13 protein-coding genes and 1 tRNA gene are annotated in these 23,249 nt (G+C 66.9%); 6 read left to right on the top strand and 8 right to left on the bottom strand.

Translation table 11 applies throughout. The features are described 5' to 3' along the window. Positions 1–68: 68 nt before the first annotated feature. The 7 genes from VKT83_01640 to polA all read right to left on the bottom strand — a co-directional run bounded on the left by VKT83_01640 (position 69) and on the right by polA (position 11,584). Positions 69–893: an aldolase/citrate lyase family protein gene (locus VKT83_01640; GenBank protein HLY21149.1), complete on the bottom strand. Its 825-nt coding sequence runs from the start codon at positions 891–893 to the stop codon at positions 69–71. Next, positions 890–1,930, bottom strand: a complete 1,041-nt coding sequence (locus tag VKT83_01635; protein HLY21148.1) for a C-terminal binding protein — start codon at positions 1,928–1,930, stop codon at positions 890–892. Before VKT83_01635 ends, VKT83_01640 begins: the two co-directional genes overlap by 4 nt. A gap of 11 nt (positions 1,931–1,941) precedes the next feature. Further along, entirely contained in the window at positions 1,942–4,902 is a 2,961-nt protein-coding gene (gene uvrA / locus VKT83_01630; protein ID HLY21147.1) for an excinuclease ABC subunit UvrA, read from the bottom strand. A gap of 93 nt (positions 4,903–4,995) precedes the next feature. Then, positions 4,996–7,188, bottom strand: a complete 2,193-nt coding sequence (gene uvrB, locus VKT83_01625) for an excinuclease ABC subunit UvrB (protein ID HLY21146.1) — start codon at positions 7,186–7,188, stop codon at positions 4,996–4,998. Between the two features lie 97 nt (positions 7,189–7,285). Continuing rightward, positions 7,286–8,314: an NAD-dependent epimerase/dehydratase family protein gene (locus tag VKT83_01620; GenBank protein ID HLY21145.1), complete on the bottom strand. Its 1,029-nt coding sequence runs from the start codon at positions 8,312–8,314 to the stop codon at positions 7,286–7,288. After that, positions 8,307–8,942, bottom strand: coding sequence for a dephospho-CoA kinase (gene coaE, locus VKT83_01615; GenBank protein ID HLY21144.1), 636 nt, complete (start codon positions 8,940–8,942; stop codon positions 8,307–8,309). The genes VKT83_01620 and coaE overlap by 8 nt, the downstream gene beginning before the upstream one ends. Continuing rightward, a complete protein-coding gene (polA, locus tag VKT83_01610; GenBank protein HLY21143.1) occupies positions 8,942–11,584 on the bottom strand; it encodes a DNA polymerase I in 2,643 nt (880 codons plus the stop codon). The genes coaE and polA overlap by 1 nt, the downstream gene beginning before the upstream one ends. A gap of 85 nt (positions 11,585–11,669) precedes the next feature. Here polA and VKT83_01605 point away from each other — a divergent pair, with 85 nt between their 5' ends. Together VKT83_01605 and VKT83_01600 are read left to right on the top strand one after the other, a co-directional pair. Next, positions 11,670–12,446, top strand: a complete 777-nt coding sequence (locus tag VKT83_01605) for a type III pantothenate kinase (protein ID HLY21142.1) — start codon at positions 11,670–11,672, stop codon at positions 12,444–12,446. A gap of 89 nt (positions 12,447–12,535) precedes the next feature. Then, positions 12,536–12,618 (top strand) — tRNA-Leu (locus tag VKT83_01600). On the opposite strand, the gene VKT83_01595 is transcribed toward VKT83_01600, so the two are convergent. Next, a complete protein-coding gene (locus tag VKT83_01595; GenBank protein HLY21141.1) occupies positions 12,584–14,218 on the bottom strand; it encodes a recombinase family protein in 1,635 nt (544 codons plus the stop codon). The two genes, VKT83_01600 and VKT83_01595, sit on opposite strands and share 35 nt — an antisense overlap. Positions 14,219–15,571: 1,353 nt before the next feature. Here VKT83_01595 and VKT83_01590 point away from each other — a divergent pair. The 4 genes from VKT83_01590 to VKT83_01575 all read left to right on the top strand — a co-directional run. Further along, the gene (locus VKT83_01590) at positions 15,572–16,813 is read left to right on the top strand and encodes a bifunctional DNA primase/polymerase (protein ID HLY21140.1); all 1,242 of its coding nucleotides are present in this window, start codon (positions 15,572–15,574) and stop codon (positions 16,811–16,813) included. Positions 16,814–18,427: 1,614 nt separating this feature from the next. Continuing rightward, entirely contained in the window at positions 18,428–18,955 is a 528-nt protein-coding gene (locus VKT83_01585) for a hypothetical protein (GenBank protein HLY21139.1), read from the top strand. Positions 18,956–19,116: 161 nt separating this feature from the next. Continuing rightward, positions 19,117–20,781 (top strand): hypothetical protein, encoded by a 1,665-nt coding sequence (locus VKT83_01580; protein HLY21138.1) that lies wholly within the window; start codon positions 19,117–19,119, stop codon positions 20,779–20,781. A 21-nt stretch (positions 20,782–20,802) separates the two neighbouring features. Next, the coding region (locus tag VKT83_01575; protein HLY21137.1) for a transglycosylase SLT domain-containing protein at positions 20,803–23,249 on the top strand (2,447 nt) is incomplete at its 3' end.

Here is a 23,249-nt window from a genome sequence, read left to right as displayed (position 1 = left end):
TACCTGTGCGCCGGAAATGCCCGACGGCGCGGACCGGCTCCGTCCGCGCCGTCGGGACCTCGTGCGGCTTAGCGGGCCGCGGCCGGATTAGATTTCATGGTGGCCGGCGGCGAGTCCGCCGGCATCAGCGCGCGGAGGCCCTGGACCGCCTGCTTCGCGGCGCCGAGCAGCATCCGGATGTCCGACGCGTACATCAGGCAGCGCATCCCCGCGGTGCACCCGCACTCCACCACCTTGAGGTCCCCGGGGTGCAGCCCGCCGGCGATCCCGTGGCGGGTGGCGGCCGCCGCCACGCGCCGGTACGCGTCCTGCAGCTTCGGATGCAGCAGGTCGCCCGGCACCCCCAGCGACAGCGCCAGGTCGTTCGGCCCGACCAGCAGAACGTCGATCCCGGGCACCGCTGCGATGTCGTCGAGGTTATCGAGGGCGCGGCCGCTCTCGATCTGCGCGAAGACGAGGGTCTCCGCGTTGGACCACTCGATCGCCTGAGCGGCGGAGACCTGGCCGTAGTCCGTCACCGCGCCGCGAAGCCCGAACCCGCGCTCCCCCACCGGCGGATACTTGACGCACCGCACGATCTCGCGCGCATCCGCCGCGGTCTCGACGTGCGGCACCATGACGCCCATCGCGCCGGCGTCGAGCGCGCGGGCGATCAACGAATACAGGGTGTCCGTCACGCGGACCAGCGGAACGATGCCCGCGCTCCGCGCGGCCCGGCTGAGGGTCTGCACGGTCTCCCAGTTCGCCGACGCGTGCTCCGTGTCGATGACGAAGAAGTCGAAGCCGGCCGCGGCGAGGACGTAGGAGACCTCCTCGGTCCGCAGCTCGGAGATCATCGTGCCGATCGCGATGCCCCCTTCGCGGAGGCGCGCCTTCGCGCGGTTGGGCGTCATGACGCCGCCCCGCCCCGCCCCGACGGGGCTACCCGGCCGGCAGTGAGGCGCGCGTCCGCCCGCGTCTGCACCGCGCGATTCGCAAGATACGTCGGCCACTCGCCCCGCAGCATCTGCACGACCTGCATGCTGACCTTGCGCGCGAGGTCCTCGAGCGCTTCAACGGTCGTGGACGAGGAGTGCGGCGTCAGCACGACGTTTTCCATCGCAAACAGCGGATTATCCTTGGCCGGCGGCTCGGCGGCGAGCACGTCGAGCCCGGCGCCGGCGAGGCGTCCGGCCCGCAGCGCCTCGATCAGGGCGGGCTCGTCGACCACGGGGCCGCGGGACGTGTTGATCAAGATCGCCCCCGGCTTCATCCGGGCGAACGCCGCCGCGTTCATGAGGCCGCGCGTCTCCGGCGTGAGCGGCGTGTGCAGCGAGACGACGTCGGCGCGGCCGAGCAGATCCTCGAACGAGACCTTCTCCACGCCGTCCTTGGCCATCGCGGCCTCGTCCACGTACGGATCCGCCGCGATGATCCGCATGCCGAACGCCCGTCCGCGCTCCGCCACCTTGCGGCCGATGTGCCCGAACGCCACGAGGCCGAGCGTGCGGCCGCGCAGCGAGTGCACGGGCAGCAGGTTGTTCGGGACCCACTCGCCGCTCCGGACGCGGCGGCCGCCTTCGGGCAGTTTCCGCGCCACCGCGAGCAGCAGCGTCCAGGTCGAGTCGGCGACCTCGTCGTAGCAGAAATCCGGCACGTGGGCGATGCAGACCCCGTGGCGCGTCGCGGCCGGGATATCCACGGTGTCGAGGCCGATGCCGGTGCGGATTACGCCGGCCAACCGCGGCCCCGCCCGGTACAGATCCTCGGTGATCTTCGTGTGGGCGGCGACCAGGATGCGCGCGCGGGCCACGGCCTCGACCCGCTCGGCGTCGGTCTTGCACGCGACGAACCGCGTCACTCCGCCGGCCCGCTCGATCCCGGCCGTATCGAGGGCGAACCGCGGTCCCTGCTCGCCTTCCATCCAGAGCACGACCTGCTGCGTCGCCATGCCGTCCTCCCCTATGAGGTCTTGTGCCTGCGGGCCGCCTTCACCACGCCGCGCGCCGCGGCGCGCCCGTTGGTCGCTCCGCCGGCGATCAGTCTGCCCCGTCCGTTGGAGCCGGCCCGCGCGCCGCTTCGCGACGCACCCGCCGCCGCCGCGGCTTCCCGCAGCACCGGCCGCAGATATTGGCCGGTGTAGGATGCGGCCACCTGCGCCACGTCCTCCGGCGTCCCCTCCGCGACCACCGTCCCGCCGAACTCGCCGCCCTCCGGTCCGAGGTCGACGATCCAGTCGGCGGTCTTGATCACGTCGAGGTTGTGTTCGATAACGATCACCGTGTTGCCCGCGTCGACCAGCCGGTGCAGCACCTCGAGCAGCCGGTGCACGTCCGCGAAGTGCAGCCCGACCGTCGGCTCGTCGAGAATGTAGACCGTCTGGCCGGTGTCCCGCCGCGACAGCTCCGTGCTCAGCTTCACGCGCTGGGCCTCGCCGCCGGACAGGGTCGTCGCCGGCTGCCCCAGTTTGACATAGCCGAGCCCCACGTCGGCGAGCGTTCGGAGCTTCCGCCGGATCCGCGGGATCGCGTCGAAGAACGCGATGCCCTCGTCGACCGTCATGTCCAGCACGTCGGCGATCGACCGGCCCTTGTACTTGACCTCCAGCGTCTCCCGGTTGTACCGCTGGCCTTTGCAGACGTCGCACGGCACGTACACGTCCGGCAGGAAGTGCATCTCGATCCGCACGATGCCGTCGCCTTCGCAGGCGTCGCAGCGGCCGCCCCGGACGTTGAACGAGAAGCGGCCCTGCTTGTACCCGCGCACCCGCGCGTCGGGCGTTGTCGCGAACAGCTCCCGGATCAGGTCGAATGTCTTCGTGTAGGTCGCCGGGTTGCTGCGCGGCGTGCGGCCGATCGGGGACTGGTCGATGTTGATGACCTTGTCGACGAGGTCGAGCCCGTCGATGCGGTCGTGCGCGCCGGCGCGGCCGCGCGCGCCGTGCAGCCGGTGTGCCAGCGAGCGGTAGAGGATGTCGTCGATCAGGGTCGATTTGCCCGAGCCGGAGACCCCGGTGACGCAGACGAACTTGCCGAGCGGCAGCCGGACGTCGATCCCGCGGAGGTTGTGCTCGCGCGCGCCGCGGATCACGATCGCGCCGCCGGTGCCGGCGCGCCGTTTGGCCGGGATCGGAATCCGGCGGGCCCCGGTGAGATACTGGCCTGTCACCGACGCGGGCGTCCGGAGGATCGTCGCGAGCGGCCCGGAGGCCACGACCCGGCCGCCGTGCGCCCCGGCGCCGGGGCCGATGTCGACGATCCAGTCCGCCGCGCGAATCGTCTCCTCGTCGTGCTCGACCACGATGATCGTGTTTCCGAGGTCCCGCAGGCGGATCAGCGTGTTGATCAGCCGGCGGTTGTCCCGCTGGTGCAGGCCGACGCTCGGCTCGTCGAGGACGTACAGCACACCCATCAGGCCGGACCCGATCTGCGTCGCCAGCCGGATACGCTGGGCCTCGCCGCCGGAGAGGGTATTGGCGGTGCGGTCGAGCGTGAGGTAGTCGAGCCCCACGTCGACGAGAAACTTCAGCCGCGCGTTAATCTCCTTCAGCACCTGCTGCGCGATCATGCGCTGCCGCTCGCCCAGCGTCAGGTCGGAGAAGAATTTCAGCGCGCCGCGCACCGTAAGGGCGCACGCCTCCGCGATCGACCGGCCGCCCACCGTGATCGAGAGCACTTCCTTCTTCAGCCGCGTGCCGCGGCAGACCGGACACGGCGCGCTGCTCATGTACTGCTCGATCTCTTCCCTGACGTACTCGGAATCGCTCTCTTTGTACCGGCGCTCGAGCTGCGGAATCAGCCCCTCGAACGGCGCGGTGTAGTTGCGCAGCTCGCCCCAGCGGTTGTGATACCGGAGGCGCACTTCGTCGTCGTCGGTCCCGTGCAGCAGCGCCCGCACGAACTCCTTCGGCAGCTTCCGCACCGGTGCTCTCATGTCCACGCCGAAGTGGTCGGCGAGCGACCGCAGGACTTCCTGATAGTACTCGCTCGTCGACGCCGCCCACGGCACCACCGCCCCGTCGAACAGCGAGAGGTGCTGGTCGAGCACGAGCTCGGGATCGATCTCCTGCTTGTAGCCCAGTCCGGTGCAGACCGGACAGGCGCCGTAGGGCGCGTTGAACGAGAAAAGACGCGGCTCGACCTCCGGCAGGCTGATGCCGCACTCCGGACAGGCGAAGTTGCGGCTCAAGACCAGCTCTTCGCCATCCACAATCGAGATGCCGACGATGCCCTGCCCGAGCTTGAGCGCGGTCTCGATCGAATCTGCGAGGCGCGACCGGATGTCCGGATGCACGATCAGGCGATCCACAACCACCTCGACCGTGTGCTTGCGGTTCTTGTCGAGCGCGATCTCCTCGCCGAGCTCGTACAGCGCGCCGTCCACGCGGACGCGGACGAACCCCTGGCGCCGCAGGTCCTGGAACAGCTGCCGGTACTCGCCCTTGCGCCCGCGGACGATCGGCCCGAGGATCAGGATGCGGGTGCCCGCCGGCATCTCCAGCACGCGGTCGACCATCTGCTCCGGGGTCTGGCGGTAGATCGCCCGGCCGCACTTCGGGCAGTGCGGATCGCCCACGCGCGCGTAGAGCAGCCGCAGGTAGTCGTAGACTTCCGTGACCGTTCCGACCGTCGATCGAGGGTTGCGCGGGGCGCCCTTTTGGTCGATCGACACCGCGGGGCTGAGCCCCTCGATGTGGTCGACGTCGGGCTTCTCCATCAGGCCGAGGAACTGCCGCGCGTACGCCGACAGCGATTCCACGTACTTCCGCTGTCCCTCGGCGTAGATCGTATCGAACGCGAGCGACGATTTGCCCGAGCCCGAAATCCCGGTCAGCACGACCAAGCGGTCGCGGGGGATCTCGAGATCGATGCCGGCCAGGTTGTGCTCGCGCGCGCCGCGCACGACGATCCGGTCCAGGGGCATGCGCCTGCTTACTCCGCTCCTTGAGTGTTCGATTCTCCGCTCGACGGCCCCGCGCTATGCCCGCCGTCCGCTCCGCTCCCGGCCACGATGAAATTAACGGCGGCGCCAGGACGACCGCCCTGGTCTTCCTCGGGCCCCGCCCTGCCCCCGCGGCCGGCCGCCTCGTCCGCGGCCGCCGGCCGCGGCGAAAAACGGCTCGCCCAATCCCTTGCGCAGCTCGTTGATCTGGTCCCGCAGCGCCGCGGCCTTCTCGAACTGCAGCTCGCCCGCCGCGTGACGCATCGCCCGTTCCAGCGCCTCGATCGTCTGCTCGAGCTCCGCCGGGCTCAGCATCAGCAGACGCGCGATGTCCCACGACACCGGGCTGCGGTGCTGCTCGGCCAGCCCGATCAGCTCCTCGGCGGTCAATACCGCGCCGGTCCGGGGCGCCGCAGGCGCGTTCGCGGCCGCGCCGTCCTGCTCCCCACCGTAGCCGGCGGGGTCCTCGGCCACTTCCTGCAGCTCGATGTGGTCGAGAATGGGCTTCACGATGGACTGGGGGGTGATCCCGTGCTCCTCATTGTACCGCACCTGAATCACGCGGCGCCGGTTCGTCTCCTCGATGGCACGGCGCATCGAGTCGGTCGTCTCGTCCGCGTACAGCAGCACACGTCCGCCGACGTTCCGCGCGGCACGGCCCATCGTCTGCACGAGGCTGGTCTCGGATCGCAGATAGCCTTCGCGGTCGGCGTCGAGGATCGCCACCAGCGAAACTTCCGGCAGATCGAGGCCCTCGCGCAGCAGGTTGATGCCGACGAGCACGTCGTAGGTGCCGAGGCGCAGGTCTTTCAAAATCTGCACCCGCTGCAGCGTCTCCACCTCGGCGTGCAGGTAGTGGACCTTGACGCCCATCTCCTGAAGGTAGTCGGCGAGATCCTCGGCCATGCGCTTGGTCAGCGTCGTGACCAGCGTGCGCTCGCCTTTCTCCACCTGCGCCTTGATCTCGGCGATGAGGTCGTCGACCTGGCCCTTCGCCGGCCGGATCTCGACCTGCGGATCGACGAGCCCCGTCGGCCGGACGATCTGTTCGACCACCTGCGTCGACACCTCGAGTTCGTACGGCCCGGGGGTCGCGGAGACGAAGACCGCCTGCGGCACCAGCGCGCCGAACTCCTCGAATGTCAGCGGCCGGTTGTCGAACGCCGACGGCAGGCGGAACCCGAAGTCCACGAGGTTCCGCTTGCGCGCCCGGTCGCCCTCGACCATGCCGCGAACTTGAGGGACGGTGACGTGCGACTCGTCGAGGAACACCAGGAAGTCCTTCGGGAAGTAGTCGAGGAGGCAGCCCGGCCGCTCCCCGGCGGCCCGGCCGGCGAGGTGCCGCGAGTAGTTCTCGATGCCGGGACAGTACCCGACCTCCCGCAGCATCTCGAGGTCGTACTTCGTCCGGAACTCCAGACGCTGGGCCTCGAGCAGCTTGCCCTGGTCCTTGAACCACTGCAGGCGCTCGCGCAGCTCGGCCTCGATGCGGCCGAGCGACTGCTCGAGCTTGGAGGCCGTGGTCACCCAGTGCTTCGCGGGCCAGATCGCGACCGCCGGCTTGCCGTCCAGGATCTCGCCGGTGAGCGGGTTGACCTCGTGGATGCGCTCCACCTCGTCGCCGAACAGCTCGATGCGCACGGCGCGGTCCTCGTAGGCCGGAAACACCTCGATCACGTCGCCGCGCACGCGGAACCGCCCGCGCGCGAAGTCGATGTCGTTGCGCTCGTACTGGATATCGACGAGGCGGCGGAGGATGTCGTCGCGCGACCGCCGTTCGCCCCGGCGCACGAACAGCATGACGTCCTCGTAGTCTTGGGGTGAGCCCAAGCCGTAGATGCACGACACGGACGCCACGACGACGACGTCGCGGCGCTCCATCAGGGCCTTCGTCGAGGCGTGCCGCAGCCGGTCGATTTCGTCGTTGATGGACGCGTCCTTCGCGATGTAGAGGTCCGTCTGCGGGACGTACGCCTCGGGCTGGTAGTAGTCGTAGTAGGAGACGAAATAGCGCACGGCGTTGTCGGGGAAGAACTGCCGGATCTCGCCGTACAGCTGTGCGGCCAGCGTCTTGTTGTGGGCCAGCACGAGCGTGGGTCGCTGGATCGCCTCTATGACCTTCGCAACAGTAAAAGTCTTGCCGCTGCCCGTGACTCCAAGCAGGGTCTGGTAGCGGTCGCCGCGCCTTGTGCCCTCAATGAGCTTCGCAATCGCCTGGGGCTGGTCGCCGGCCGGAGCTTGATCTGTGACCATCTTGAACTGAGCCATCACATAATTATAGCATCGGGCCCGAAACGAGGACCACTGGTTGGACGGAGACTACCGAACACCCTGACCCGCGCGGGACGGCCGCGGAGGCCGGTCGTTACTGCCGGCGGCGCTGAAACGACCCGTCCCGCTCGCGAATCTCGTGAGGGAGTGCGGTGCGCGTGTCGATGCGCGGGACGTACCCCAGCGCCGCGACCTTGGAGATATCGAAGTGGTAATCGCTGAACACCCCGTTCATCTCCTGCCAGTCGAGGCGCGCCAGTTCGCGCAGGCCCCACAGACGTCCGGCCACATTAATGAACGGTTTGAGGCCGGTCGCCACCGACCGCGGCACCGGCGGCAGCCACGGAGACCGGTGGAGCGCCCCGGCCATCAGCCGGATGAGCTCTCCGGCCTGGAGGCGGCCGCCGCCCGTCACGTTGTAGGCCTCGCCGGATTGTCCGGCGGCCATGAGCAGCAGGTGCGCGGTCGCCAGGTCGTCCGCGTGCACCAGATCGACGACGTGGCGCCCGCCGTCCGGAAGCGGCACGACCGGCAGCCGCACAACGCGCAACGCCTGGGGCACGAAGTAGCGGTCGCCCGGCCCGTAGACGATGCACGGACGGACGATCACCGCGCGCAGCCCGGCCGAGATCGCCTCCCGCACCAACCGCTCCGCCTGAACTTTAGAGACCCCGTACACCCCGGCCGGGGCCGGCGGAGCGTCTTCCGCGACCCCAAGCGGAAGCCGGTCCCCGTACACAGACACGGAACTCGTGTACACGACCCGAGAGACCCCCGCCGCGTGCGCGGCCGCGAGCAGCCGGCGCGTCCCCTCGACGTTCGTGTCCAGGATCTCCGCGTCTCCGTGCTCGTGCGTATCCACCGCGCCGGCAACGTGATAGACTTCCTCAATCCCTCGACAGGCCGCGCGCAGACTCTCCGGATGCTGAAGATTGCCGGGCGCAACGTCCACGTTCGAGTCGAACAGTCCGCGGGCCCGGCCGGGATCCCGCGCCAGCACGCGCACCGCCCGTCCCCGCTTCAGCAGCGCGCGGACGATCGCGCCCCCAACCAGGCCCGTTCCGCCGGTCACCAGCACGCGCGGCTTTGTCGGGCCGTCGGCCTCCCGCCCGGAGTCAGCCACGGGCACGTTCCATCAACGTCTGCCAGAAGCGCTCCACCTGCGCCTCTGTCTCCTCCGGTCTCCCGGAGTTGTCGATCACCCAGTTCGCCCGCTTCACTTTGTCCTCGAGCGGCGTTTGCGCGGCGAGACGCCGCCGCGCGTCGTCCTCCGGCAGGCCGTCACGGGCGGTCAATCGCCGCAGCCGGGTCTCCGGATCCGCGTAGACGACGACAATGCCATCGAGAGCGAGATCGCGGCCGTCGGTCGTGTCGAGCAGCAGCGGGATGTCGAAGACGATCACCGGGGTCCCCCCGGACGCGGTGAGGCGCGCGGCCTCCTCCGCCATCCGCCGCCGGATGTGGGGATGGGTCAGCGCGTTGAGACGCCGGCGGGCGTCCTCATCGGCAAAGACGCGCCGCGCCAGCGCCTTGCGGTCGAGCGCGCCGTCCGGCCCGACCACGGACGGGCCGAAGGCCTCCACGATGCCCTGATACGCCGGTTCGCCGGGACGGACCACCTCGCGCGCGATCGCGTCGGCGTCGACGATCGCCGCGCCGCGCGCGCGGAGGGCCGCGGCGACGGTGCTCTTGCCGCTCGCCACCCCTCCCGTCAGGCCGATCCGGAGCGCGCCGGGGCGCCGGCGGACCATCACGCGACGTCGGTCAGGTCAAGCCAGTTGGGGCCGATGCCGGCATCCACGGGCAGCGGGACGCGCAGCGGATACGCGTCGGCCATCAGCCGGCGAATCTCCGGCGCCACGTCGCGCACCAGGTCCTTCGGCATCTCGAACAGCAGCTCGTCGTGGATCTGCAGCACCATCTCGACGCCCGGGAAGCGCGGCAGCAGCTCCCGGGCGATCTTCAGCATTGCGAGCTTGATGATATCCGCCGCGGTCCCCTGGATCGCGGCGTTGATCGCGACGCGCTCCGCGCGCTCGCGCGTCGGCCGGTGGCGGCTCAGGATGTCGGGCACCGGCAGCCGGCGGCCGAGCAGCGTCCGGACGTCCCCATCGCGGCGGCACCGCTCGACGGCTTCGCGCATGTAGTCCGCGACGCGGGCATAGCGCGCGAAGTAGGCGTCCATGAACGCGCGCGCCTCCTCGCGGCTGGTCTTGAGCCGCGCGGCGAGCCCGAAGTCGGTGATGCCGTAGGCGATCCCGTAGTTGAACATCTTGGCCTGCCGGCGCATCTCCGCCGTGACCGAGTCCGGCGAGACGCCGAAAACTTCGGCCGACGTGGCCGTGTGAATGTCGCGGCCTTCCTGAAACGCCGCGAGCAGACCCGGATCCTCCGTGATGTGGGCGAGCACCCGCAGCTCGATCTGCGAGTAGTCGGCCGAGAGCAGAACGTGGTCGGGGCGCCCCGCCACGAAGGCACGCCGTACCTCGCGGCCGTCCTCCTCGAAGATCGGAATGTTCTGGAGGTTGGGCTCCGTGGTGACGATGCGGCCGGTGCTGGACCCCGCCTCGTTGTAGGTCGGGTGCAGCCGCCCGGTCGCCGGGTGCAGCGCGGCGGGCAGCGCGTCGACGTAGGTGCCGAGCAGCTTGCTGAGGCGGCGGTGCTCCAGGATCTTCTCCACGACCTCGCTGAGCGGCGCGAGCTGCTCGAGGACCTCCGCGTCCGTCGAGTATCCGGTCTTGGTCTTCTTCTGCGCGGGCAGCTGGAGCTTCTCGAACAGTACGAACGCCAGCTGCTTCGGCGAGCCGATGTTGAACTCCGTCCCCGCGAGCCGGTGGATGTCGCGGGTCAGCACCTCCAGGCGCTCGCGAAACGACACCGACAGCGCCCGCAGCGCCGCGGCGTCGATCGCCACGCCGACGCGCTCCATGCGCGCCAGCACGAGTGCGAGGGGCAGATCCAGGTCGCGGTACAGCCGGTCGACCTCCCGCGTGCGCAGTCCCCGCTCCATCGGGTCCCGCAGGCGGACGATCAGGTCGGCTTCCTCGCCGGCCGCCTCGGCCGGGCTCTCCCCGAGCGCCAGTCCGCCGGGTTCGGCCGCCCCTTCGTGCAGCTGCCAGTGCAGAAAGTCAAAGGCCGCGGTCGCCAGCGTGTGGCTGCGCTTCGCCGGATCGAGCGCGTACGAGGCCAGGCCGACGTCGAAGACGAAGCCGCGCGGCGCGAGACCGGCGCCTTCCAGCAGCAGCACGTCGCGCTTGACGTCCTGGCTCAGCTTCGGCAGGTCTTCGCGCTCCAGCGCATCCGCGAGCGGCCGCGGGACGTCGCCGCCGATTTCGAGGTAGACGCCTTCCCCGGGCCGCGTTGCCAGCGCGACGCCGCGCAGCCGGGCGGAGAACGGATGCCCTTCCTCGGCAACCGGCGAGACCGCGAGCTGCGTCGCGGTCGCGAGGACCGCGCCGAGATCCGAGGCCGCAATCGTACGATACGTTCCGCGCGTCTGATCCGCCGGCGCGGCCGTCGCCACGCCCAGCCGGTCGAGCAGCGTGCGGAACTCGAGGTCGGTGAAGAGGGCGCGCACGCGCTCCATGTCCGGCGTGTGCCGCCGCAGCGCCGCCCAATCGATCGGCAGGTCGATGTCCGTGGCGATCGTCGCGATGTGCTTGCTGGACAGGATCTGCTCGCGGTGCTCGGCCAGTTTGGCGCGCAGCCGCGCGTCGGACATGCCGTTGAGGTCCGCGAGCAGCGCCTCGACTGTGACCCCGCCGGCCAAGAGGCGCCCCGCCGTCTTGTCGCCCACCCCCGGAACGCCGGGGATGTTGTCGGTCGAATCGCCTTTGAGGCTCTTGAAGTCCGGGACCTGGGCCGGCGCGACCCCGAGCTTCGCCTCCACGCCCGCCTCGTCATAGATGACCGTCTCGCTGATCCCGCGGCTCGTCATCATGACCTTCGTGTGCGGCGAGACGAGCTGCAGCGCGTCGAGGTCACCCGTGACGATCAGCGTGTCGAGGCCGTCGGCTTCGGCGCGGCGCACCAGCGTGCCGATCACATCGTCGGCCTCGAAGCCGGCCACTTCGAACATCGGCAGCTCCAGGACTTCCACAACCTGCCTGGCAAGGGCGATCTGCGGCCGCAGATCGTCGGGCATCGGCCGCCGGAGCGCCTTGTACTCCGCGAACGCCTCGTGCCGAAACGTCGGTCCGGGCTTGTCGAACGCCACCGCGACATGGGTCGGCGCCTGCTCCTCCAGCACTTTGAGGAGCATCGTCGTGAACCCGTAGACGGCGTTCGTGGGGCGGCCGTCGCGCGTCGTAAAGTAGGGAAGCGCGAAGAAGGCGCGGTACACGAGGCCGTTCGCGTCGACGAGAAGCAGTGTGCGGCGATCGGCGGGAGACATCTACCTAAAATTATAGCATGGGCCGGCGAGGGGGCTCAGGTCGCGGGGTGCGGTCCCGAGCCGTTTTTGGAGGTATGATGGGACCGTGGACACGCCGCTGCTGGTCGCGCTCAACGCCAACAACACCTTGACCAAAATCGGGGTCTATCGGGGCCGCGACCTGCTGCACCACTGGCGCGTGTCGAGCGATACGAGCCGGCCGGCGGACGAATACGCGGTGCTGGTCCGCGGGCTGTTCGACACCGCCGGCCTCCGGTTCGACGCCGTTGGCGGCGTGGCGATCAGCTCGGTCGTCCCGGCGCTGACGGAGACGATGGGCCGGCTGGCCCGCGACTACTTCCACGTCGCCCCGCTGGTCGCCGACTCGGACACCCCGACCGGCATGCGCATCCTGTACGAGAATCCGCGCGAGGTCGGGGCGGACCGGATCTGCGCCGCGGTCGCCGCGTTCGCCCGCCACGGCGGTCCGGCGATCGTCGTGGACCTCGGGACCGCGACGACCTTCTCGGTGGTTTCACGCGACGGCGACTTCCTCGGCGGCGCCATCGCGCCCGGCATCGGCATCTCGGTCGACGCGCTGGCGGAGCACGCCGCCCAGCTGCACCGCGTGCCGCTGCTCGCGCCGCGCACCGCGATCGGGCGCTCGACGACGACCGCGATGCAGGCCGGCATCGTCTTCGGGTTTGTCGGCCTGGTCACCGATGTCGTGCGGCGCATCCGCGACGAACTGGGGACGCCCGCGGTCACAGTCGCCACCGGCGGCTGGGCCGATCTTGTGGTCGGGGAGTGCGGCTGCCTCGACCACCACGATCCGATGCTGGTGCTCGAAGGGCTCAGGCTGATCTACGAGCGGAGCCGTTAGGCCCCGGCGAAGGCCGGGGCCCGGCGCACTGGCGGCCGGCGGCCGCCGATGATACGATTACATCTGAGTCGGTCTGCCGCGCGCGCCGTGCCGGAGTGTCGGAATGGCAGACGAGGGCGACTCAAAATCGCCTGGGGTCACACCCGTGGGGGTTCGAGTCCCTCCTCCGGCACCGCAGTTCTCCCCATGGTCTCCACGTCGAGCAGACCGCGCAGATGGCCCTGAAACTCTGCTTTGAGGTGCTCCCCGTCTCGCCGCAGGGTGATACGCCCAAGCAACTTGCCCAGGAGGCGCCGGGCCTCGTCCGGGTCGGTCTCCAGAGACCCCTTTAGGTCACGGGCGAAGGCCTCCACGACGCTGGGGAGATAGACCACCTTCGGCTTCTCTTCGGGGATCGCCAGCGCGGCTTCGAGCCGGGCGATCCGCTCCTCGGTCTCCGCGACCATTCGCCGCGTCGTCTTGGTATCGAGTCCCCGGCGGATGGCCCGTTCGATGTTCGTCAACTCGCGCCGCGCCTGGGCGAGTTCGGCCTGATGCTTCTTCCTCAACTCATCGGCAGGTAGCGTGGCGTTGGCGAGGACCTCGTTCACCTTCTGCGACAGGTAGGCGATGACTTCGGGATCCCCGAGGACCTCATTGAACACCCGATCCAGAATGACGCGCTCCAAGTGTTCCCGTGGCGCCTGCTTCTCGTTGTTGCACACAGCAGGCCCTCTATCGTGGTGCGCCGCGCATCCGTAGTGGCTCTTGTTCCGCACGATGTAGTTCGCACCACACTCGCACTTCAGAAGCCCGCTGAGGAGGTACTTCACCCTGCGCCCCGTCTTGTGGCCGACACCGTGGCTCTGCTGGGCGCTCCGCAGTTGAACGGCCTTCCAGAGATCATCAGGAACGATCCGAAGTTCCGGCACGTCCGCCCAGATCCACTCGCTCTCGGGTCGCTGCCGGACAATGCGCTTCCCGGTATCTGGATGCCTGACTTTCCGCGTCCGATTCCAGACGAGGCGCCCCACGTAGAGGGGATTCCGCAGGATGCCGAGAGCTTTATGCTTCGAGCCGATGAGCGTTTGATACGTCCATCCGTTCAGCATCCGCCCACCTGCCGTCCTGGGCGGCGTCACTCCCTCATGGTTGAACAGGTGGGTGATATCGCGAGGGCTCAGCCCGCCCGTGTAGAGGTGATAGATGCGCCGAACGACCTCAGCCTCGCCGGATTCGATCACGCGCCGATAGCCGACTACGAAGGGGTTTCCATAGGGGTCCTTCTTCTGCGGGTCATAGATCGGTTGCGAAGTATAGCCGTAGCATCGACCACCAACCGAGAAGCCATCCCTCGCACGCCCCGTCATTCCTCGCCGGATCTTATCTCGAAGATCATCGAGGAACGCCTCGTCCTTCCAGCCGACGACGGACGCGAGCAGTTTGCCGGTCTGCGTCGTCAGGTCAGAACCCGTCGAGACAGCGAAGACCTTTACACCCCAGAACCGCAGGCGCTTCAGCGCGTTGTGCATCTCCGCCGTATCGCGCCAGAGGCGGTCTGAGCCCTCGACTATGATGGCGTCGAACGCGCGGGCCTGCGCTGCTTCAAGGAGCCGCGTATACGCTGGGCGCTGAGTGACCGCTCCAGAGAGTTCGCGGTCGGCGTAGATATGATCGTCCAGGACAACGCACTCGAATGTCGGGGCGACGTTCCGGCAAAGCGCGACCTGATCGTCAATCGAGGTGGGTTTCTGATGGGCGCTGCTGTATCTTGCGTATACCGCCGCGCTCAACACGCCGCCTTCTCCCTCTCCAGCGCTTCAGAGCGCCTGCGCTCCGCGAGAATCCGGCGAGCAATCAGGACAGCGAGCCCATCGAGGAACTCGCGGATACCAGGATCATTCAATGACGACTTCGACTTGCGCTGCGGAGCCGGGCGGGCGGCCATGGACTGCACTCCTCCGGGTCAATCACCCGATGGAGCCACGCCTACCCGGAGATCACTGCGCTTCCGGCCCGGCCGGTTGCAGCAGGTCTCACCGCAGATCAGCGGCTCGGATATATGAAAAAAGACAACCAGATTATAGGCCCTCGCCGTCCACCCTGCAACGGGTTCCAAGCAACTGTTCCATCCGACCCTACTACCTTGACAGCAGGTGTGCTACGGTACGGGCGAATCAAGTCGAAGCGAGGTGATAGACGAATGGCTGTAGACCTGCTGACGAGTGGCGATGCTGCGAAGCGGCTCGGGCTCACTCGAAACGCGCTCTTGTATCATGCGGCACTCGGGCGCGTTGACTACATCCGCATGAGCAACGGCACCCGCCTCTTCCGACCGAAGGCGCTCGCTCGGCTCCAGGCATGGCGGGCCAAGCGGGCAGGCAAGCACTCTACCACTATCGGTCGCGAGGAGGCAATCGCAGGAAGGTAGGCACGGCGCCCGTACCACTCAGTTCTCCAAGACTGAGACTCCGGGGGTGATTCTGAAGACTCCGCTGGAAACCGAAAAGCCGCCATGCGGGCGGCTCCGGCGGAGCAGGGAGAAGTTGACATGCTTCAGTATAAGGAAGTCTCCACTGTTTGTCAATCAGATAGTCTGCCATCAGCCCATCGGCCTATCGGCACACTGAAAGTCTTCAGGACCCACCCGGAGCCCCTAGACCTTCCGAGTTTCATCTGCCTCGGCGCAGGCGCCTCTCGACCCTGGCCCCCGCAGGCCGGTGCCCTCCCGCGCTCTGTTCGACGCCAACTCCGGGAGGCGCTTCCGTGACGGCTGCCGCCTGTCCCCCGCGTTCGTTGTTATACAGCCCCAACCTGGCAGGCTCGCGCCAAGGGATGCTTCTCTCGCAGACTCATCGAGGGACCCTCCCCGCTCCCAGCGTGGGCGGCGGTCGGAGCGTCCAGCCTGCCCCCGAGATGCCCTCTATGGCGGGCTCACGCCAAGAGGTGCTTCCTCCTCCGGGTTCAGGGTCGGCCACCTACCCCACCCGGAGGCCCGGTCGTCCCCCCGAGGCATCCCCTCCCCTTTACATGACTAGCGTTCAGCTATGTAGTTGTAGTTGTGGGGGGTGTGGGGGGAGAGCCGGGAAGGCCGTCCGGCTGGCAGTCTTCCAGGGGTTCCGGCTCCAGAGCGCGAGGGTCCAGCCATGAGCGCGACCTTCTTCGAGACGGCCCTCGAATACCACGCCAAGGGCTTCAACGTCGTCCCGGTCGTGCCGGGGCAGAAGTTCCCCCCAAAGGGGGCGGCTTGGAGTCATCTGCGTTCCCGGCGGCAGACGCCTGAAGAGGTCGCGGAGTGGGCGACCCGGTACCCGGCGCACGATATTGCCCTTATCCTAGGATCGCCTCATGCGTCGGTCGTGGACGTGGAGTTCGACGGGCCGGACGGTCCCCGCGAGGTCGAGAGGCAGGGCCTCCGGCTTCCTGATACGGCCATGTTCGCACGGACGAAGGGGCGCGGCGCCCACCGTCTCTACTCGACGGCTGCGCCGTGTCGGACGGTGAAGCCGCATCCACAGGTCGAGGTGCGGGGTGCCGGTTCCTTGGCAGTCGTTCCTCCTTCCCGTGGCCGGTATTGGATTTCACCGCTAGATGACGTTGCCTCGTTGCCCGCGTTGCCGGAAGAGTGGAGCCGGTTTGTCCGTCCCGATCTAAACTCATCCCGAGTCCCCGTCACCCACGCTGCCGCTACCCCGCCGGTCTACTCCAGTAGTGACCTGACCGCGCTTGCCGCTACGCTGAAAGGGGCCGGGAAGGAGGCGGGTGAGATTCTTCGCGAGATGGCGACCTGCGAGGCCGCTCTGCCATTCGTTGCTCCCGTGCTCGGGCTTCCCGACGGCATCACTCTAGGTTCGTCGTTCTGCTGCCCCCTTCCTAAACATGATGAATGGCACCCGTCAGCGCAGATCTATCGAGGGGACAACGGCGTTATCGGCCTGAGAGATTGGCACCGAAAGGGCATGAAACCCTTCTACTCGCTGCCGGAAGTCCACGCAGCGATTCGCACGGGGGGCACGCGCTGGGATGGAATCTCTAAGTCGAACGCGCCACTGCTCGTATTCTGGTCAATGGATCTCTATGAGCGAGCAGGGCTGTTGAAAGTGAGCCGCGACATTCTTCGGGCCGCTCCCGAGGATTGGCCGTGGTATGCGAAGGCTGTCCGTGAAGAAGTGGATCGACTCTTTGCTCTCCGTTGGCACAAGGATGGGGGTGCTCCGGCGCCGATGACCTGGGACCTTCTTTCAGCGTTGGGCAATCTTCCGATTGATTTGGTGCGAAGCGCTATGTGCGGATACCTGCTGAAGTTCGGATTTGTCGAGAAGGTCGGAGAGCATACAGGCCGGTTCGGTCATACGCTGGCGCTTTTTATGCCGGGGAACCGGGGATGACGACTATGACCAACCGGGAGAGGAAGCGCGAGGCGTTTCGCGCATGGTACGCGGCTAACCGCGAGGAGCGTTTGCCGAAGATGCGGGCCTACTGGAAGCGCCACCAATTTTGGGTGAGATACCAACTCACGCCGGAAGACCTCGCCATCCTGAGAAAGCGCCAACGCGGCGTGTGCGCGATGTGTCATCGTCGGCGGCGGCTCCAAGTTGACCACGATCATGCGATTGGAGACGTGCGCGAGGCCGTGCGAGCCCTAGTCTGCGGTTCGTGCAACGGGCTCGTCTATAGTCGCGTCGAGAAGATCGGTCTAGCGAACCTACTTCGGCACGCGAACCCGACTGCGTGTTCTCCAGGATGGGCGCGGCAAGTCGTCCAGTATCTTAAGGCAGCGGCGTGAGTGGGACAGCATTTCCGGCGGCCCCTTGAATGATTCATCGGAAGGGTTTACGCTAAGAGTAGAAGATCAAGTTCATATCGACGCGCGGGGTTGATCGCCCGCCGTTCGAGTTGAGCCTAGTGCAGGGACGATCCTTGATCTAACCCCTCACCCCGTTTTACGGACGTGCTCCTCCGGTAAAAGCGATGCGCCTCGCCCGCGTGAAGCGGAAGCGGGGCTTTTTTGTTTCTCTAGCCCGCAGGAGGAGTAGAGAGAACATGTCACTGGCAAACCAGGGCGGCTACTATGGTGTGCAAGCGGGCGGACAACCGTACCAGTTAGACCCTCGCCTGATGCTACAACTTTTGCTCACGCCCCAACTTCGCGCCATGCTCCAGGCGAACGGCGCACCGAGTCCGGCGCAGTCTGGTGGCCTGATGAGTTGGGCAAACAGCCAGGCTCAGCAGGGGCCTTCGGGTCGAGCGATCTCTCCGACGATTCCCGGCCTGACGTTGCCACCTCAGATCCAGCAGATCATGGCGCAGAAAGCGCCCTTGAGTCAGATCGCGAGCCAGTTGAATCCAAGTGGTCTTCCGCCGACTGGGCAGTTTGCGGGTGCTCCTGCTGGGGTGGCCCCTTCACCGACTTCGACGCAGGCACCGGCAGCGTCGGCGCCGAGCGCTACGCCCGCGTGGATCACTGCGATTGTGAACAACGCGATAGCCTCGATGACCGAAGGCAGCACCGGTAATACGGGTGGCGGTGGCCCTGGCGGCGGACCCGCTCCTGACCAGCCAGGCGGTGGAGGTGGCGGCACGGGAGGCGGGACTGGCGGCGGGCAGGGCGGGGTCGGCGGCGCTGATCTCGCAGGCTTCGGTTCTTAGGGGGACGGCGGAGAGGCGGGGGGCTCAGACTCGCAGTGCCAAGCGCCACCTTCTCCGCGTTGGGCCTGCATCGCGTAGTGAGCGCAGTCCGCGTAAGTGTTGAATGGATCGGGATGTGAGGTGCTGAGATGCTGGGTTGCTCCAAAATTGAAGAACAGCCACCACAACATGACGGCGGCGGCTCGTTTTGCGGCAGCGTCCGTCTGAAGAGTGGGCAACAACTCGGCCAAGTTCATATCCGAAATGGTAAGCGGCGTGATGCGGCGTCGTCAATGACCGTTTGGGAGAAGTTTGCGCCGCGAATGCGGCCACCGGCTCCGTCGCGTGGTGGCGATATTCAGGAGGGTAACTGAATGACCGGCGAGCGCGAGCAGAAAGCCGCGATGACGCGCCAGGTGGTAAACGCTGCGGTCGAGTCTGCATTTGGACACACGCCCGATCCGGCAGTCTCTCTGTATGTCATCAAGACGCTTCCCGAGGCTGCGGTGATTTCTGCCAAGCGTTCAGGAATCAGTCCGGCGCCGCTGCTTGCTTTGTTGGACGGCGAGTTCGCGGCGCGTGCGGCGCTCGAAGGCCGCGACCTGCCTGCGGACGCATGGAACATTCCTCCCGACATTTCGATCTCGGCTACGCTTCGCGGTTTTGACGAGACCTCGCGGAAGTTGCGCTTCCATTTCGAGAGAATGGGAAGCGATTCATGGGCGGATGCTCTCGAAGACTACATCCTGCACGCTCGACGGCTCGTCGGACCGACAGCCAGACCGGCGACAGCCGATGAGGCCCAGGCGTTCGTGAACCATGTTCTGAGGGTGCTTCCGCTTTTCGAGACGTGGATTAGTCTCGACGGAGACGCAAAAGCAACGCCGCGCGGAGTTCACTAGCCTCGATGGCAAACAATCCCCTCGACAATCTTTTCGCGCCGCCCGAGGACCCTGGAGTCTACGGGCCGGAATCCACTTACGAATCGTCGTGGGGTCGGACGAGTCCGGTTCCGCCAAGTTGGGGCGACGCCCTCGGGGATTTGCTCGGAAGTTTGGGGAACGTGCGCCGAGCCCAGCGCAACCAGCAGGCTCAAGCGCTCCTTCGCGCGTGGGACGAAGCAAAAGCGCAGGGACCCGAAGCCGCGCAGCAGTTCCTCCAGAACCCGCAACTGCCGCAGTGGTTCCGAGATAAAGTGCTCCCCGGCATCACGCCGCAGACATTTGACACGGGTGTTGAGAAGAGTCGCCGCGAGTTGCAGGGCAAACTGCAAGCCGACCTTCGCGATATCCTCACGAAAGCCGGGCAGATGACCGATCCGGACGCGGCTGATCGCTTTATCGACGAGCAACTCGACCTTCTCAAACAGCAGTACGGAGACAGGATCGTCGAGGCGCTACGCGGAGTGCTTCAGGCTCGCCGAGTAAACGGGCACTACGTCACGGCTGCGGATACACGCGGGCAAGCTCGAAGCGACGAGGCAGACGCGCAGCGTTTCATCGCGGACGCGACAACTCGGGCACGCCAGTTCACGGATCCTCAGCAGCGTGCGGCCTTCATGCGCGAACGCATGGCGACATTCAATCGGCTGTTCCCCGGACTTCAGGGCGAGTTTCCTCAACCCGACAAGAACGGGGCGTGGCCTGATACCGCGTTGGGTGGACAGGGTTCGGCCAGCGACGACATTCTCGGGGCCGTAGGACAGCAGTTTGGCGGCAAGGTCCCGAGTGTGCGCCAGTACCTCCAGCAGGTCAACCCCGCGCTGCTGGTGCGGCTCGAACAAAGCATGGGGCCGGACTTCTCAACGGTGCTTGATTCCTCGCTCGCGTCCTACTGGGACCCGCAGAACCACACGCTCGACGTTCCTCGATTGATGGCGGGGGTCCAGTCGGGAGCAACGCAGCGTGAGAATCAGCAGCGGTACAATCGCAACGCCCAGAACAATCCGGCTTATCGCGCGTTGACAGCGCAGGCGACTCTCTTGGAGCGGCAGATCGGCGCCGCGCAGCGAGACGAGCAACTGATCCTGAATCAGTTGAACATCGAAACGGACCCAGCCAAGCAAGCCGCGCTGAAAGCGAAACTCCAGCAGATCGACCAGCGCATCGCCACTTTGAACCAGCAACTCTCCGGCGTGTATTCGCGGATGACTGACCTGGAGAGTCAGATCGAGAACGGCGGCGCCGGAACAGGTGGTGATACTGGCGACGGGACAGGGACGGGGACCGGCACAGGAACCGGGACCGGCAGTCCGGTCGAACAGTTCCAGGCCGCGCTGCGGACGAAGCCTCGCGCTGACGTGTTGAAGGCGCTCGGAGCCTCGGCATGGTGGAAGGGGCTGAGCCTTCAACAGCGGCAGTCCTACGCGAAACTGTTTGGCATCACGCCGCAGGAGTTCGCGTCTCTCAGTGGCGCAGCGGCCCCGACTGGTGGTCAGGGGCAGACTCAACAACCGCAAGGGATTCCGCAGGACCGGCTCAACGCCGACATCTTGCGCGTTCGGCGAGCCTCCAACGTGCAAGCGCGGAGGGACGTGCTAGGGATGCTGCTCGCGGATTGGCAGCAAATGACTCCGAAGCAGCAGAACCGGCTGGCCGCAGCGGTTCACCTGACGACGGAAGAAGTCCGATTCTTGAACAACGGTGGACGGCAGTCTGTGCCCGCACTCGGCCCGGACTTTGGCGAAGGCTCGTATCGTCCGATTGGCTCTCCGCAGACTCAGCGCTAAGTCACGCCAGGACGATAAGACGTGGCTGTCAACATCTTCGATCCGAAACCTGCCGCTCCGGAGGCGCCGACAAGTTCGTCGGACATCTTCGCAGGGACTCCGCTCGCGGGCGTCTCGCAGTCCTCTAATCGTGCGGCGACGCCTGAGCAAATTCGGCGATGGGTCGAGCAATATGCACGTCAGTACGGCGTGCCGCTTGACCTTGCGCTCCGCCTGGTGAATCAAGAATCGGGCTTCCGATCCAACGCCGTTTCTTCGGCGGGCGCGATTGGTCCGGCGCAACTCATGCCTGCCACGGCAAGAGAACTCGGGGTGAATCCGCGTGACCCGGAAGCCAACGTCCGGGCGGGCATGGATTACTTGGCGCAGAAGTACCGCGAATTCGGAAACTGGCAGGAGGCGCTCGCGGCTTACAATGCCGGGTCTGGGGCGGTGCGGTCGGGACGCGCCCTCAGCATCCCTGAGACCGCGAACTATGTCCGCTCCATCCTGTCAGGTACGGCGTTCGCTTCACGCCCAGCGGAGGCGTCTGCTCGACCGGGAGGCGTCGATATTTTCGCGCCCCCGACGACGGCGCCGACTCTGACGATTCCGGGGGGCGCAGACATCTTCGCGCCCGGCGCCGCTCAGCCCGCCACGTCGGCGACAAAGCCTGCCGTCCAAGAGCATGAAGGCGTCTTGCAGTACGGCATGGATTTGCTCCACGGCATCGAGCGCGGCCTGACGCTTGGCTTCATCCGTCCCGAGGACGCGAAGACGCAGGCCGGTCGGATCGTGGAAGGCATCGGGAACATGATCGGTCAGACGCCTGCTGTCATCCTCGCGATGATGGCGACCGAGGGTCTAGCAGCCCCGATGCTCCTGCGCGTGGGCCTCGCTGGTGCGATGGTCGGAACGGGTGAAGCAGGCGTTGGCTCCGCCGTCCATGGCGAGCCTGTCTCTCGAATCCCTGGCGCGGCTGTGTCGAGCGGCGCATCCTTCATGGCCGGTGAAGGAATTCTGCGACTCTTCGCCCCCATCATCCGTGCCATCGCTTCGAAGCTCGGACGGTCTGCCGAGTCGGTCGCTGAAGATGTAGCGCGACAGGCCCGCCAAACCGGACAGACCCCTCAGCAGATCCTCGACCGCATCAACCGAGGCGCAGACCAACTCTCGCTGTTCGATGAGGGGGCTCGCCAAGGACTCGTCGAGCAAGCCGCAGAGCGTCGGACGCCTTCTCCGGCCTCGCTGATTCGCGGACTTGCGGGCACCGGCTTGGAGTCTCAACCCGTAGGCATCGTCGCGCCGGGCTTCAAGGCGGCGAACGAGTTGACCGATGCCGTTCAGCAGTTCGTCCGCAATACGCTCACGCCTGAGCCCGCTGCCGGGTCGATTGAAGATCGCCTGTACACCTTGGGGACACGAAGCCAGGAGGCCGAGATCCGGGCGCGTCACCTCTTGGAATCCATCCAGGGGACCATGCGCGAGGCGGACCCGGAGAACGTCCTCATCCACTACGACGAGAACCACTCCATCCCGCTGACGCCTGAGCAGCGCCAAGTCTACGACACGGTGATTCGTCCGCTGAAGGATGCGACGGCGCAGATCTTCGCCCGACTCCGGGGGCTCGACCCCAACACACTGCCGGACGAGTTCACGAATCACTACGTCCAAGAGCGAGGCAACCTCGTAGACCGTGCGCTGTCGGGGGCGCGGCGTGGGTTCTCCCTCGGAGGACGCCTCTCGACCGCTGCTTCTTTCCTGAAGGGCCGCACCATGAAGGCCATCGAGGACGATCAGGGGCACCGCTACGTCGTGGCGATCAAAGACGGGCGCGTGACCGCGTTTGCGAACGGGGTGAGGGAAGACCTTGGGGCGTTCAAGTTCCGGACGTTGGACGAGTTGAAGGCACAAGAACTCGCCCCTATCCAACGGCGCATCGGCAAGTTGAGTCAGGACATCCGGGCGCTGTCTAGCGTCAAGACGTTGAACCTCCCGCAGCGAGTGACGCAGTTGGAGAGCGAGATTGACAGCCTCACCAGTGGGCTCGCAGGCGCGGCGGATGAGGCAGGCGTCCCGCTCGATGCTCGGATTCAAGCACAGAAGCGCGACCTCGCCGCTGCGGTGCGGGAGTTGAAGACGCTTCAGGGGCCAGCGCGGAACGTGACGCGCCTACAGGGGCGGCTGAACACGCTCGCGCAGAAGGTCGAAGACTTGAAGGCTATCGCGTTGGAGATCGGGACGCGCTACGACCCTGCGTCCGCCAAGCAGCGCGTCTTCGTGCCGTCGAAGGGGTCGCTCGCTGGGCGCCGGTTCACGGTGCGGGATGCGACGATCAAAGAGATCGAGTCCAACACTGACCTGCGCTACCACAAGGACATCTTGGCGACTCGGCTCCTGACGTACCTGAAGGCGGTGCGCGTCAACAACAACCTGGAGTTCCTGGAGACGCTGAAGACCGATCCGCAGTTCGCGAGCATCGGCAGAAA

The organism is bacterium (genome assembly GCA_035308905.1).
Taxonomy (GTDB): domain Bacteria; phylum Sysuimicrobiota; class Sysuimicrobiia; order Sysuimicrobiales; family Segetimicrobiaceae; genus DASSJF01.
This window is presented reverse-complemented; position numbering and strand designations above follow the sequence as displayed.

Bases quoted from the DNA above. Each gene is read 5' to 3' on its own strand.
- VKT83_01640 (HLY21149.1), bottom strand. From the start codon at position 893: ATGACGCCCAACCGCGCGAAGGCGCGCCTCCGCGAAGGGGGCATCGCG.
- VKT83_01635 (HLY21148.1), bottom strand. From the start codon at position 1,930: ATGGCGACGCAGCAGGTCGTGCTCTGGATGGAAGGCGAGCAGGGACCG.
- uvrA (HLY21147.1), bottom strand. From the start codon at position 4,902: ATGCCCCTGGACCGGATCGTCGTGCGCGGCGCGCGCGAGCACAACCTG.
- uvrB (HLY21146.1), bottom strand. From the start codon at position 7,188: ATGGCTCAGTTCAAGATGGTCACAGATCAAGCTCCGGCCGGCGACCAG.
- coaE (HLY21144.1), bottom strand. From the start codon at position 8,942: ATGGTCCGCCGGCGCCCCGGCGCGCTCCGGATCGGCCTGACGGGAGGG.
- polA (HLY21143.1), bottom strand. From the start codon at position 11,584: ATGTCTCCCGCCGATCGCCGCACACTGCTTCTCGTCGACGCGAACGGC.
- VKT83_01590 (HLY21140.1), top strand. From the start codon at position 15,572: ATGAGCGCGACCTTCTTCGAGACGGCCCTCGAATACCACGCCAAGGGC.
- VKT83_01585 (HLY21139.1), top strand. From the start codon at position 18,428: ATGACCGGCGAGCGCGAGCAGAAAGCCGCGATGACGCGCCAGGTGGTA.